The sequence below is a fragment of the Flavobacteriales bacterium genome, assembly GCA_016704485.1.
Lineage (GTDB): Bacteria > Bacteroidota > Bacteroidia > Flavobacteriales_F > PHOS-HE28 > PHOS-HE28.
This window is the reverse complement of record JADJAA010000001.1, coordinates 628,090-642,074: the sequence shown is the minus strand read 5'-3', so window position 1 is coordinate 642,074 and position 13,985 is coordinate 628,090. Positions and strand designations below refer to the sequence as shown.

The 13,985-nt window shown below is 50.3% G+C and carries 14 protein-coding genes and 1 tRNA gene; 5 read left to right on the top strand and 10 right to left on the bottom strand.

Translation table 11 applies throughout. From position 1 onward, the window contains the following. Positions 1-20: 20 nt before the first annotated feature. Both IPF95_02840 and glmS read left to right on the top strand, forming a co-directional pair. Entirely contained in the window at positions 21-1,376 is a 1,356-nt protein-coding gene (locus IPF95_02840; GenBank protein ID MBK6473630.1) for a DUF4270 domain-containing protein, read from the top strand. A gap of 7 nt (positions 1,377-1,383) precedes the next feature. Then, positions 1,384-3,225 (top strand): glutamine--fructose-6-phosphate transaminase (isomerizing), encoded by a 1,842-nt coding sequence (gene glmS / locus IPF95_02835; GenBank protein ID MBK6473629.1) that lies wholly within the window; start codon positions 1,384-1,386, stop codon positions 3,223-3,225. Positions 3,226-3,247: 22 nt separating this feature from the next. Here the strand turns inward: glmS and IPF95_02830 are convergent, their stop codons facing one another. Both IPF95_02830 and IPF95_02825 read right to left on the bottom strand, forming a co-directional pair. Continuing rightward, on the bottom strand, positions 3,248-3,622 hold the full coding sequence (locus IPF95_02830) for a TM2 domain-containing protein (protein MBK6473628.1): 375 nt from the start codon (positions 3,620-3,622) through the stop codon (positions 3,248-3,250). A 66-nt stretch (positions 3,623-3,688) separates the two neighbouring features. After that, positions 3,689-4,297, bottom strand: a complete 609-nt coding sequence (locus IPF95_02825; GenBank protein ID MBK6473627.1) for a superoxide dismutase — start codon at positions 4,295-4,297, stop codon at positions 3,689-3,691. A gap of 236 nt (positions 4,298-4,533) precedes the next feature. Here IPF95_02825 and IPF95_02820 point away from each other — a divergent pair, with 236 nt between their 5' ends. Further along, positions 4,534-4,815, top strand: coding sequence for a hypothetical protein (locus IPF95_02820; protein ID MBK6473626.1), 282 nt, complete (start codon positions 4,534-4,536; stop codon positions 4,813-4,815). Positions 4,816-5,049: 234 nt separating this feature from the next. Here IPF95_02820 and IPF95_02815 read toward each other — a convergent pair whose 3' ends face one another. The 5 genes from IPF95_02815 to IPF95_02795 form a co-directional block, all read right to left on the bottom strand. After that, positions 5,050-6,666 carry a S41 family peptidase gene (locus tag IPF95_02815; protein ID MBK6473625.1) on the bottom strand — a complete coding sequence of 539 codons (1,617 nt, stop codon included), beginning with the start codon at positions 6,664-6,666 and terminating at the stop codon, positions 5,050-5,052. Positions 6,667-6,700: 34 nt separating this feature from the next. Further along, the gene (locus IPF95_02810) at positions 6,701-7,156 is read right to left on the bottom strand and encodes a dCMP deaminase family protein (protein ID MBK6473624.1); all 456 of its coding nucleotides are present in this window, start codon (positions 7,154-7,156) and stop codon (positions 6,701-6,703) included. Positions 7,157-7,283: 127 nt separating this feature from the next. Continuing rightward, positions 7,284-7,532, bottom strand: a complete 249-nt coding sequence (locus IPF95_02805) for a GIY-YIG nuclease family protein (GenBank protein MBK6473623.1) — start codon at positions 7,530-7,532, stop codon at positions 7,284-7,286. A gap of 75 nt (positions 7,533-7,607) precedes the next feature. After that, a tRNA-Leu gene (locus IPF95_02800) sits at positions 7,608-7,688 on the bottom strand. 407 nt (positions 7,689-8,095) lie between these two features. Next, complete coding sequence (locus IPF95_02795) at positions 8,096-9,886, bottom strand: T9SS type A sorting domain-containing protein (protein ID MBK6473622.1); 1,791 nt, start codon at positions 9,884-9,886, stop codon at positions 8,096-8,098. Between the two features lie 307 nt (positions 9,887-10,193). On the opposite strand from IPF95_02795, the gene IPF95_02790 reads away from it, so the two are divergent. After that, positions 10,194-11,570, top strand: a complete 1,377-nt coding sequence (locus tag IPF95_02790) for a T9SS type A sorting domain-containing protein (GenBank protein MBK6473621.1) — start codon at positions 10,194-10,196, stop codon at positions 11,568-11,570. A 67-nt stretch (positions 11,571-11,637) separates the two neighbouring features. After that, entirely contained in the window at positions 11,638-11,796 is a 159-nt protein-coding gene (locus IPF95_02785) for a DUF433 domain-containing protein (protein MBK6473620.1), read from the top strand. Positions 11,797-11,799: 3 nt separating this feature from the next. Here the strand turns inward: IPF95_02785 and IPF95_02780 are convergent, their stop codons facing one another. From IPF95_02780 to IPF95_02770, 3 genes are read right to left on the bottom strand one after another with little or no spacing between them, the layout of a single operon-like run. Further along, positions 11,800-12,168 carry a type II toxin-antitoxin system VapC family toxin gene (locus IPF95_02780; protein MBK6473619.1) on the bottom strand — a complete coding sequence of 123 codons (369 nt, stop codon included), beginning with the start codon at positions 12,166-12,168 and terminating at the stop codon, positions 11,800-11,802. Further along, complete coding sequence (locus tag IPF95_02775) at positions 12,158-12,388, bottom strand: hypothetical protein (protein MBK6473618.1); 231 nt, start codon at positions 12,386-12,388, stop codon at positions 12,158-12,160. The genes IPF95_02780 and IPF95_02775 overlap by 11 nt, the downstream gene beginning before the upstream one ends. Before the next feature lie 30 nt (positions 12,389-12,418). Beyond that, positions 12,419-13,960 (bottom strand): glycine--tRNA ligase, encoded by a 1,542-nt coding sequence (locus tag IPF95_02770; protein ID MBK6473617.1) that lies wholly within the window; start codon positions 13,958-13,960, stop codon positions 12,419-12,421. Positions 13,961-13,985 lie beyond the last annotated feature (25 nt).

Here is a 13,985-nt window from a genome sequence, read left to right as displayed (position 1 = left end):
CCAAGCATCATTTGATCACTTTGAGAACATTATTCACTATTTCAAGAACGCGGTCCACACAGTGGATCACGTTCCTTTTTGGACTTGTGGTCCTGATCGGCGCTTGCCGAAAGCCGGATGAGGATCTTGGTCTGGAATTATTACCAAGTGATGCTTTAGGACTATTGGAGGATACGGCGACGATACACGCATACACATTCCGTGATTCTGCCGTGCGCACCAGTGGCCTTACACGGAATTTGGTGGGGTCATATCTGGATCAGGAATTCGGGTTCGTGCGTACGGGCATCGTAACGCAACTCCGACTTAGCAGTAGCAACGTTGGAGTTGGTGTTGATGTTAGTGGGTTACAAGCAGATAGTATTGTTTTGAGTTTGGCCTTTGATGGGATAAACTATGCTTATGGCAATTTGGATGCACAGACGTTTGAGGTACATGAGATCACAACAGCGTTGAGTCTGGACTCTTCGTACCATACGGATGATGTACCGGAGTTCTTGCCGGACGACCTGTGCTATTCCCATGGCTCCATAGTGACTCCGGAGCCCTTCAACTATGCTCAGGTCAGTGGCGATAGTCTGTTGCCGCAAGTGCGGATCCGCTTGAGCAATGACCTTGCTGTTCGATTTCTGCAAGAATTCGGAGGCGATAACTTGGCAACGAATGAGAATTTCCAAGAATTCTTCAAAGGGCTCTACATTACGGTGAACAACGGTCCGCAATTGCCATTTCAGCAAGGACTTCTGTATTTCAGTTTGATCAACGGCGCCTCCAAGGTGGTGCTGTATTACAAGGATGCGAATGTCGAACCTGATGTACAACGCACTTTCGAATTGTTGATCAACTCGAGCGCGGCGCGCTATACCGTGGCAGAACACGATTATTCGCAAGCGGTCGACCCAGGACTTAACAACGCACTGGCCGATAGTTCGGCACCGGCTTACAAGACCTACGTACAATCCCTTGGCGGATTGCGCACGGCCTTGCGGTTCCCCTACTTAATGAACTATGCAGGCGAAGGGCGGGTACTTAGTAAGGCAGAGCTGGTCGCACCGGTTGAGGGTACTTACAACGGGTTACAACCACCCCCGAACCAACTGTTCTTGTTCCGCAAGGACAGCCTAGGAGCTGATGCGTTCTTACCGGATCAATTGGGAGGAATTATTGCGATCGACGGATCATACAACGCTACCGATCGCGTATATCGCTTCAATATTACACGGTACATCAATGATATCCTTACCGGAGAAATTTCCAATACGGGGATCGAAATGGTGAGCGGTAGTAATGGCGTTTCCGGTAATCGTGTGATCCTATCTGGTCCGGCAAAGGAGCAGAACGGCATGCGATTGCATCTTACATTTACCACATACTGAAAGCAAAATGTGTGGAATCGTAGCTTACCTGGGCGACAAGGACGCCTATCCGATCCTGATCAGTGGCTTACGTCGGTTGGAATACCGCGGGTATGATAGTGCCGGAGTTGCATTGATCGACGGTAAAGCGCTTTCGGTTCATAAATGTCAGGGGAAAGTGAGCGATCTTGAATCGCACATGAATGGAATAAGTGCAAAAGGATCCATTGGAATTGGCCATACGCGTTGGGCCACGCACGGACCACCGAGTGATGTGAATGCCCATCCACATCAAAGCAACAGTGGAGATATTGCACTGATCCACAATGGTATCATTGAGAATTATGCGTCCATCAAAGAAGAATTGAAGACGCGTGGGCATGAATTCCTAAGCGATACGGATACCGAGGTGCTAGTGCATCTGATCGATGATATTCAACGTACTGAGAAGTGTGATCTTCCTGAAGCCGTGAGATTGGCTCTTGCAAGTGTGGTAGGAGCATACGCGATAGTGGTATTGGATAGGAAACAACCGGACCTGATGGTCGCCGCACGGAAGAGTTCACCATTGGTGATCGGTATTGGCGATGGGGAGCACTTCGTAGCCAGCGATGCTACTCCGATCATAGAGCATACCAAGAACGTGGTGTATCTGGAGGATGGCGAGATCGCGGTGATCGATCGTGAGAAAGGATTGAAGATCCGCAATGTAAAGAACCAAGTAAAAACACCGTTCATCCAAGAGCTCGAAATGCACTTGGAGACGTTGGAGAAAGGTGGTTACGATCACTTCATGCTGAAGGAGATCCACGAACAGCCGCGTAGTATACGTGACAGTATGCGTGGGCGGTTGAACATTGCGAAGGGAGAAGTGGTCTTGGGCGGGATCAAGGACTACGAGAGCAAATTCGTGAATGCAAAACGGATACTGATCATTGGATGTGGTACTAGCTGGCACGCTGGAATGGTCGGTGAATATTTGTTCGAGGACCTTGCCCGCATTCCCGTAGAAGTGGAATACGCCAGCGAATTCCGTTACCGCAATCCGATCGTGAACGAGGACGATATCGTGATCGCGATCAGTCAAAGTGGTGAAACAGCGGATACAATGGCTGCAATAGAATTGGCCAAGAGCCGTGGCGCGACCATCATTGGTATTTGCAACGTGGTCGGCAGTAGTATTGCAAGGATCACCCATGCGGGATCGTATACGCACGCAGGCCCTGAGATCGGTGTTGCCAGTACAAAGGCATTCACTTCCCAGGTCACCGTGCTAACGCTTATGGCCATGATGATCGGCAATAAGAAGGGTACGATCAGCAGCAGTCATTTCCATCGGTTGATGAACGAATTGGATGCTATCCCGGAGAAGGTGCAGAAAGTGCTCGATACCGAGGATCACATTAAGTACATCGCAGATATCTATAAGGATGCGAAGAACGCGCTCTATCTCGGCCGCGGTTCAAGTTTCCCGGTCGCGTTGGAGGGTGCGTTGAAATTGAAGGAGATCAGCTACGTACATGCAGAAGGATATCCTGCTGCCGAAATGAAACATGGCCCGATCGCGCTGATCGATGACAGCATGCCGGTTTTTGTGATCGCAACAAAAGGAGCAAGCTACGAGAAAGTGGTAAGCAACATACAAGAGGTCAAAGCGCGCAAGGGTAAGGTCATTGCGATCGTTACTGAAGGTGACACTGTTGTAAAGGGTATCGCCGATCATGTGATCGAGATCCCGGAAACACCTGATGCTTTGGTTCCTTTGTTGAGCGTTATTCCGCTACAGTTGATCAGCTATCACATTGCGGTAATGTTGGACCGGAACGTGGATCAACCAAGGAATTTGGCGAAGAGCGTAACGGTGGAGTAATCTCCCGTTCAGGTACTCTTTACTACTTCACCCACATGAATACCTTATCGCTATTGCGATAGGCATCCAGGTCCTTGGTGAACAGCAAGTGGAAAAGGTCGATCGTTGCCAGAATACCAAAGCCTCCGAACGTAATTCCGTAGATGATCGCCACCTTGGTCGTCGTGCCTAAATATAGGCGATGTGCCCCGAACGGACCTAGCAATACAGCAAGTGAACTGCTGATCAATCGGGCGTTTTCTTTCTTCGGACCGTCTTCAATACTGAGGTCGTATTGCTCGGTCAAGCTATCAAGTAAATTCAGTTCCACAGCGTTCATCGCCCTGTACGGACCGCTCGCACGAACGGAACTACCAACAGTTATTAGGGAGAGAATGAGCAGTATATATCGTAACATCAGGTCGGGCAAACAGAAAGGGCGTTACAGATCACTGCAACGCCCTTTCAAGAACAAAAGCAATGATCACTTTCCAGCTGCGAATCTACGGGATACTTCATCCCAGTTCACCACGTTCCAGAAGGCGGTGATATAATCCGGACGACGGTTCTGATAGTGCAGGTAGTAAGCGTGCTCCCATACATCCATACCCAGAATAGGAGTTCCACCACAGCCTACATTGGGCATGAGCGGATTATCCTGATTTGGTGTGCTACAGACTTCGAGTTTGCCACCTTTTTGAACGCATAGCCAAGCCCAGCCACTACCAAAACGGGTTGCGCCCGCTGCTGCGAATTTTTCCTTGAACGCATCGAACGAGCCGAAGTCCTTGTCTATTGCCGCTGCAAGGTCACCAGAAGGTTTTCCGCTTCCGTTGGGTCCCATAACGGTCCAGAAAAGACTATGGTTATAGTGTCCACCACCATTGTTCCTAACTGCACCATTGTTCATGTCCAGCCCAGCAAGAATTTCTTCTAACATCTTGCCTTCCAGTGGAGTACCTTCCACTGCTTTATTCAGGTTGTTTACATAACCTTGATGGTGTTTGCCATGGTGTATTTCCATGGTGCGTGCGTCGATATGTGGTTCCAATGCCTTGAATGCATAGGTAAGAGCAGGTAGGGTAAATGCCATTTTGATCCGTATTTTGATGGTCCGATCTGGACCTTGATGTGAGTCTGGTACAAAGGTAGTCGCGCATTGTCGGGTTTGAAAATTGAACCTGTAGCATGCTGACCGGCCGCATCCGCTCATGATCTTATGGATCCGTAGGTGATTTTGCCATATTCGTCTAAAACCCAGCGATAAATCTTGCGATATCATAAAGTTCCATACATTTGCGCAACTTTTCACCCCAACCAAACACAAAAATGATCAAGAAGTTCGCACTGTTAGCCTCTATGGCAGCATTGTTCGTTGCTTGCGGAAGCAGCAACGTTGAAGAAATGGAGAAGAAAGCTGAAGATGCTGCTACAACAGCAACTGAAGCAGCCGCAACTGCTGTTGACGCAGCTGGCGATGCTGTTGATGCCGCTGGCACTGCAGTTGAGAACACTGCTGTTGAAGCAGTAGACGCTACTGGCGAAGCAGTTGACGCTGCTGGCGAAAAAGTAGAAGGTGCTGTTGAAGCAACCAAAGAAGCAGTAAAATAACTGATCTCTTTCCGAAGCATATTAAAAAGGGGCCGCGAGGCCCTTTTTTAATTCACATATCTCCGGTGTATATGGGAAGGATGGGTTAGTCCATAACACTCCGGACATTGTGGACCTTTCTGAAAAGATGGTCAAAAGCTGAATAATTGAGGCCTTTGCAGGGATCCAGCAGCGTGAAAGGGTTATCTCGCATTCCGCCCTTATGCGGAGCCTAGGGATGGTGTGAGTGAGACACTATTGGCCGCTCCTCAACATCGAATCGGCCTCCTGAAAGATCCTATCGCTTTCCAATAGCGAACCGTAGTATCCAACATTCCCCCAGACATTACGGGCTATACTCGCCTTCAGCCGGGTGCCGATGGTCTTGCGCGAGCGCACAATATCAGAAGCAGTGCTTGCTACACCTTGCTTCTTCGCGAAGTCCACTAATTCATCGAATAGAGGACTACTCACATTGTAACGAGCATCGAATGCCTTGGATGAGCCATAAGCCAGAAGCTTGTTGCGGTCCCGATCGGCCACGTCAAATGCGAATTGGTTCAACGTTCCACTAAAGAAAAGCTCACTCAAGAATGCTGATGTTTCAGAGGTATCCGCCGATACGAATAGGTCAGGCATTACGCCTCCTCCACCATATACGGTTCGTCCACCTAACGTAGTGAATGCGCGCGTAGAATCAAGGTGGATGCTATCAGCAGAAAGCAGTTCGCCGTGTTCGTAGCGTGCCGTGAAATCATCTTCATAATCAATCCCCTTACCATATGGCTTTTGAATGGATCGCCCACTTGGGGTGTAGTACCGTGCTGTCGTTAACCGCACCGCACTATGGTCGGGCAGGTCTACGTGTTCCTGCACCAATCCTTTTCCGAATGAGCGGCGACCAACAATGGCACCGCGATCATTGTCCTGTATTGCACCGGCAATGATCTCACTTGCACTTGCAGAACCTTCATCGATCAATACGGCTAAGGGTAATTTCTCATAGGAACCATCGCGGGTTGCGGTGATGTCGCGCCGAGGAGAATTGCGGCCTTGGGTATACACGATCGTGTTCCCGTCCGGCAGGAACTCATCGGCCAGAAGTATCGCTGAATTGAGGAAACCACCGCCGTTTCCCCTCAGGTCCAGCACGAGACGTTTCATTCCTTGCTTGGTAAGCTCTTCGGCCGCAGCAAGGAATTCTTCATGTGTATTCTTGGCAAATCGCACCAGTTTGATGTACCCCGTACCGTCGTCGGTCATTAAGGTTGCTGCCACGCTATGGATCGGGATCTTACCGCGTTTGATCAATACCTCGAACGGTTTTGCACGGCCGTTGCGAAGCAGCAGCACGGTAACCTCACTGCCGCTTGGTCCACGTAGGTTCTTCATGACCTGATCGTTCGTCACCTCCACACCGGCCAGAACAACACTATCCGCTTTGATGATCCGATCACCAGCACGGATACCAAGTGCCTCACTAGGTCCACCTTCCACCGGACTGATCACCACCACGGTATCGTGTTGTATGGCGAACTCCACGCCGATACCATCGAAACTGCCCTCCAGTGGTTCTTGTGCTGCGCTTAGTTCCGCCGCGCTGATGTAATAACTGTGCGGGTCAAGACGCTGTAACATGTGCTGGAGCACTTCGTCCACCAACTCATTTTTCTCCACAGTATCCACGTATTGGCGATCGATCAGGTCGATCACTTGCCCAACTTTATCAGACGGTGAAGCCTCTCTATTGAAGACTTGCAGACCACCTCCGGAACTGCTTCCCATATTCCGCCCAATGAACAATCCGGCTACTAACGCAAAAGCAAGCAGAACAGGAAAATAGGCGGAGAACGAGTTACGTGGTTTGGTCATGGATCAGGGCGTCTTGCAAAAATAGGTGATGCGATCAACCGAGCGTTATTTGTGTAATGGCCAGGCCGCCATCCTTGAGCAAGGTTAAGCCAGCCGGGTCTTTGTATGCATCCATGTAGACCAATCGACCGATCCCGGCCTGAAGGATCAGTTTGCTGCAATCCTTGCAGGGTGAATGGGTCAAATAGAGTGTTGCTCCTTTGGCGTTATTGGTGCTTTTGGCCACTTTCATGATCGCATTGGCTTCGGCATGTAGAACGTACCAATGCGTTGCACCTTGTGCGTCTTCACAATCATTGGGAAAACCGGTGGGCGTGCCGTTGTATCCATCACTGATGATCATGCCATCTTTCACCAGCAATGCACCGACCTGCTTGCGTGTGCAGTGGCTCAATTTGGCCCATTCTAAGGCCATCTTCATGTAGGCACGGTCGTAGCGTTCCTGTTTGGCAGGGCTGGCGTGGACCAATGAATCAGGTGTTGTTGACATAGTGCGCATACAATTGCGTCCGCTCGAAGCGGCCGCAATTATGAAAAAGTACCCAGAGCGGGACTCGAACCTACCTGCGGCAGGCAGGCCCGAAAGAATATTGTTGGTTTGTTCGTTCGTTCGTTGTTCAACAATTGTAACGCAGTCTTTTCAAGTATTCTTTTCCTTTTCCGGACTTCAAGTATTTCTCACGAAGTCTTGCTGAAGGTCGATCAATGTGCTCTTCTGAAAGGAGAAGATCGAATGGTCGATATGGTTTTGTGGTTTTTTCACCGCCTGCGTTGTGTCGGGCGACCCTATTGGGAACATCATAGGTCAAGCCCACATAAATGTATGGCCTTAACTGACTTGTGATCGCATATACCCAACAGGACATCCAGAAAATTGTACACAAGGCAGAACTCGAACCAGCCTTCGGTAGGCAGGCCCGCTCGACAACCATTAAGGATAGTACCCAGGGCGGGACTCGAACCCGCACGACTTGCATCACTGGTGTTTGAGACCAGCGCGTCTACCATTCCGCCACCTGGGTAGGTGTAAAAAAACAAGATGTCAAAACCAACTTTGGTGTTGGAAGGGCGCGCCTGCCTACCGCAGGTAGGTCTACCATTCCGCCACCTGGGTAGGTGTAAAAAAACAAGATGTCAAAACCAACTTTGGTGTTGGAAGGGCGCGCCTGCCTACCGCAGGCGTCTACCATTCCGCCACCTGGGTAGGTGTAAAAAAACAAGATGTCAATACAAACTTTGGTGTTGGAAGGGCGCGCCTGCCTACCGCAGGTAGGTCTACCATTCCGCCACCTGGGTAGGTATTGGGGCCGCGAAGATAGCAGTAAAGCAATAGATCCCGAATACTGATAGGGATGAAATTTCCAGGTTGGCAAAGATCAAGACGCTGCACAAGCCCTAGGTTTGCACAGCGTCTTGTCCACTCGATCGGTCATTCCTTCACGAACCGCCCGATATGTACAGCATCTTGCTGAGCACAACGCACCACATACAGCCCAGCATTCAGCTTACGGACATCCACGACCATTGTGGCACCGATCACCGACTGGGTCATGATCAATTGTCCGCGTGCATCATAGATCTCTATCACCGAGCCAGCCGCTATTCCATTCGTAACAACAGAGAGTTGGTCGGTTGCAGGAATGGGGAAGAGTGAAAGATCAGTGCGCGGTTTTGCATAATGGGTTAAACCGGTGAATGCATCAGCGCAGCCAAGTTCATCAGCCAACAGGCCTTGTGCTTCTGCGAATGCAATTACGCTATCTACGCGTTGTTGCAATGCTGGAACACTTGCGGAGGCTCCGCCAGAACCAGCACGCGCATACACGTATGCGATCAGAAAATTGTGGATAGCGCCGGGCTCTAAGGTGATCGGTCCCATGATGGCCAATCCGCGACGATCCGGGCTTGCAGGAGTAGGTACGTTCTCGCTCCAATCAACTTGTGGCACACCATTGGTCCCCACACCCAATGGATCCGTGCTATTGGGGAAACTGAATAAACTAGGCGTAACGCCGGGATCTGTGCTGTACCCATATCCATAAGACAAAGGAGTACCGTCTTTCCAAACGGAATGCAAATAGTTACGGAAATGAAAAGGCGTATTCGGGTCCGTCAGAGCCGAATTCCCTTGGCGATAAAAGTGCTGAGAACCCGAAATTCCAAAGCGTTCGTTATCAATAATGCCATCGTTGAAATTCAAGCCATTGAAAGCAGGAGTGGCGGGGTCGGAGATATTGTCCGCGCCATCAGCGTCTAGATAAGGGCCTTTTAGAATGGTCATTCCAAAGGCGGGTGGTTGCGGCCCGTAGCCTATTGACGACCCTCCTTGGCACGTTTCGTCATTGTCATCCCAGTTATATGCATATACCAAATTCCGCCCAACATCAGTTCCTATAAAGTCATCATCAGGGCAGCCGATATCGAGATCTGCGAAGTTTCCGATGCGGAAATCGGTAAGCGTTTGGCTAGCGCGATTGATAACGGTGTAGTGAACGAATACCGTTTGATCCAGCGCCGGACCGGCTGAGTTATAAGCAAAGGGCATCATATGAATTTCCACACCGATCTGCCCGCCGCCGGACTCAGTATGTGGCGCAAGTTTGTCATTGAATATCGTGAACAGGGCTTGATTACCTCTAATGCATGGATAGTCACCTGCATACGGATCATAATATCCGTCGCCATTGGCATCCACATATGGCGCTAGATACAAAGCCTGACCAGCATTTACGTCCCCATTGGCGGGCCAGTTGATGAATGCCTGTGGTACGGTATATCCATTCGGAAATAGCGTTGCAATGTCGCAGCTAGGTTCGTTCAGGCAATTATACCAAAGGACGTGTTGGTCTACCTGAGACTTATCAATGCGCAACACCATATCATAGGCGAGCGAAACCTGATCGGATATGGTTGCGGAGCCATCAATAGTCAATGGTCCTGGAAAGAAATCCGATCCACTGCCGTAAAGTTGCGCAGCGAGTTTTAGTTGGTTGTCGGTGGAAGAACCCGCCATCCACAGACCGGCATAGCCCATGGGACTAGCTCCACTTCCTGCAGGTACAACGAAACCAGGAGTTCCTAGGCTAAGATCATTTCCGATCTTACCATTTGAGAAAACTCGCATTTCAACATCATTGATGTTCAGTGTATTAAAAGCTTGATTGAAGGCTTGAGGCAAGGCACCGATCAGAATGCTTGTAAGGAGTACTACTTTTTTCATGATCGTTGAATTTGTTGATATTGATATCAAACCTATACGCTTCAGTGGGTGGATGTTAGTCCACAACGGGTAACGGTCACAGTAGGCCATGGAGCGGTATCATAGCCCAGAGGTTTACATGGCGAATTAAAAAAATGGACAGCATCCTGCCGGAATGGTCAAAGTGGTCATTAAGCGACATTATCGGAGAATAGCATGTCGCTTCCAAGTTCTTATTCGGGGCAACGGTCTTGGACGTATGATCGTCCACAAGGCATATGCTCATCCAGCCGAACGCCTTAAGGTTCGGTGTTCACATCCTGATACCATGTTCACTCAGCGCCTTGTCTTGCTTCCCTTCTTGTTCGCAACGTTCTGGACACCCCATGCACTGCATGCGCAGACGCTTGGTGCCGGCAATCAATTCAGCGTTTTCCTGTGCGCGCCGCAGGGGCTGAGTTCGTGTGGTTCGGACTATTATGGCCAACTCGGCAACACCTCTTCCATCGATCAGAACATTGCGTTCCCAGTGGCAATGCCGGATGAAGTGACCATGGTCAGTGTTCAACAGCAGCAAGCCATTGTATTGGGTGCGGATAGTACGGTCTGGACCTGGGGCCAACGGGTGGGCACTACCGAAGTTTACGACAGCATTCCATACCACGTACCCGGTCTTACAGGGGTTATACAAGTCGCCATGGGCTTCGCACATGCAGCGGCCCTACGAGCTGATAGTACGGTTTGGGTCTGGGGTGGTGGCCTTTTCGGGCAGTTGGGTAACGGACAGATGGGACCCGGTACATTGTCCTTATCGCCGATCCAAGTTCCCGGGCTTACGGGAATTGTCTCCATCGCTACAGGTGGTTACCACACACTTGCACTTCGAGCGGATGGTAGCATCCGCTCCTGGGGCATGAATGCAGATGGGCAGTTGGGTGATGTGACCACCGAGAACCGTGCAAGTCCGGTGAACGTGGTTGGACCTACCGCCATCGCCGTGGCAGGCGGGAACAACCATTCATTGATGCTGCGTGCCGACGGAAGCATCTGGGGCTGGGGCTACAACGAGCAAGGTCAGATCGGCGATGGCACCAACGTAACCAAGACCGGCCCAGTGCCTTCCTTGGCTAACAGTGGTTTCACGAGTGTAAAGGCGGGTGTGTTCCATTCTTTGGCATTGAAAGAAGATGGTACTGCTTGGGCATGGGGTTATAACCATTACGGCCGTTTAGGCGATGGCACACAGACCGATCGTTGGAGTCCAGTGCAAGTGACAGTGATCAGCAACGTCGTGGAGATCTGCGGTGGTGCCGGACATAGCCTTGCCCGCACAAGTGATGGAGGAGCATGGGGTTGGGGAAACAACGAATGGGGACAGCTTTCCATCGGGACGAACACCAATTCACCAGTTCCGGTCAGGTCACTGGTAGATTGTGGCTTCCGGTCGATCGCGGAGCAAGCTGCATTGCCACCACTTTCGGCACAGCCCAATCCATTCATGACCGAAGTTATTGTGCAAACCGCAAGTACGAAAGGAGGAACTTACACGCTCTGGGATGCCTGTGGAAGAACGGTTCTGCCGGCCACCCGCTTCGGCGATACAAGTCTGGTCATATCTCGTGGTAGCTTGCCATCGGGTGCATACTTGCTACACGTGGAACATGAGAATGGCATGCGGCAAACAATACGTCTGATGGCGGAGTAGGAACGTTCGTGTACGCCTCGCTCAGACCATAACGATCGACCCTGAACCACGATCCTGAAAGCTCTGTATCCGTAATACGCGGATAACGGTTTTCGATGTTCTGAGTTGGTTGGCTTCCGGTGTGTCCAACACGGAGATCATTGATGATCTTCCACAATTGACAGAAGAGGATATTAGAGCGTGTTTGGCATTTGCTGCCCTTGGGAATTTGCCACTCAGCTCTTGAATGTCAAATTTTGATAAGGTCAAGTTCGGCCTTTAGACGATTGAAGTGCTTATCTCCAGTAACCAGCGGAATACTCAGACTGATGGCAGTTGCTGCAATTAAAGCATCCGCCAGTTTTAGCTTATGTTTGATTCGAATGTCAATTGCGATCATCTTAATGTTTTCATTGACATCAGTGACAATGAACTCCTTGATCTGTTCTGACACCACGGTCCGTTCTTCTGTCGAATAGCCTGGCCAGCTAAGCAGTTCGATCTGGGTAACGAACGAAATATGGACCTTTTTATCTTTCAGTAGCTCGCCGACGTGCTGATCACCTCCGAGTTGGTGGATCAGTGCGTTTGTATCGGCCAGCATCCGCTCAACGATCATCGCGCATGTGTTCCAAATACTCTTTCATCCGTTCCGCAAGGCCCGGGATCGCACCTGTGTACTTATCTGCGTCATACCCTTTACGAACCTTATTAGGAGCCGAACGCTTCGCTGGCTTTTGTTCCGTCCGCTTTTCAGTGCCCGCAGGCTTAGGTGCTGCTCGCCTAGCGCGAGTTTTCACCGCATCCGCAATTGTAGCGTTTGGTTTTTTCTTAGCCATTGTATGGCGAAGTTAGGACAACGTTTCCCTTCACAACTTCCCCAACAGCCCACGCATATTCACTTTCTCACCAACAATGCGGTCGAGGTCAGTTATAGCAACCCGCTCCTGTAACATCGTATCACGGTCACGGATGGTTACGGCGTTGTCGGTAAGCGTTTCGTGATCAACGGTAATGCAGAACGGAGTGCCGATCGCATCTTGTCTGCGGTAGCGTTTACCGATACTGTCCTTATCGTCGTACTGGCAGTTGTGGTCAAGCTTCAAGCGGTCAATGATCTCACGCGCTTTTTCAGGTAGGCCATCTTTTTTGATCAACGGCAACACTGCAACTTTCACAGGTGCCAATGCTGCTGGAATGCGGAGCACGGTGCGTACCTCACCGTTCTCCAATGTTTCATCTTCGTACGCAGAGCTCAGCATTGCCAAGAACATCCGGTCCAAACCGATCGATGTTTCGATCACATACGGTACATAGCTTTCGTTCGTCTCGGTATCGAAGTAGCGCAGCTTCTTACCGCTGAATTCCTCGTGCTGCTTCAGGTCGAAATCAGTACGTGAGTGAATGCCTTCAAGCTCTTTGAACCCCATAGGGAAGTTGAACTCGATATCACATGCGGCATTGGCGTAGTGCGCTAATTTGATGTGATCGTGGAAGCGATAATTCTCCTGTGCGATTCCCAATGAACGATGCCAGGCAATGCGCTTCTCCTTCCAGCTATCGTACCATTCCATTTCGGTACCGGGTTTCACGAAGAACTGCATTTCCATCTGCTCGAATTCGCGCATGCGGAAAATGAATTGGCGTGCTACGATCTCATTCCTGAATGCTTTACCGGTCTGTGCAATGCCGAAAGGAAGTTTCATGCGTGCACTCTTCTGCACGTTCAAGAAATTCACGAAGATCCCCTGAGCTGTTTCAGGGCGTAGGTAGATCGTGGCACTCTCGCCGCTTACACTACCCAGCTCCGTTGCGAACATCAAATTGAATTGACGCACTTCCGTCCAGTTGGCAGTGCCACTCACTGGGCATTTGATCTCTTCGTCCAAGATCAATTGGCGCACACCTTCCAGATCATTTGCTCCCAATACCGCTTTCATACGGCCCTCGACCGCGTCGATCTTGTCTTGACTGCGTTTTACATTCGGGTTGGTCGCGCGGAACTGTACTTCATCGAACGCATCGCCGAATTTCTTCTTCGCTTTTTCAACCTCCTTATCGATCTTCTGCTCGTACTTGGCCAAGTGTTCTTCCAAGAGGACATCTGCACGGTACCGTTTCTTGCTGTCCTTGTTATCGATCAGCGGATCATTGAACGCATCCACGTGTCCGCTTGCTTTCCAAACGGTAGGGTGCATGAAGATGGCGGTATCGAGGCCGACGATGTTCTCGTTGAGTTTCGTCATCGCCTCCCACCAATACCGGCGAATGTTGTTCTTCAGTTCTACACCATACGGACCGTAGTCGTAGGTAGCACTAAGTCCATCGTAGATCTCGCTGCTTTGAAAAACGAAACCATACTCTTTGGCATGGCCGATCAGTGTCTTAAGGCGGTCTTCTTGATTGCTCATGATGTTCGTTCGTTCACCTTGGAAA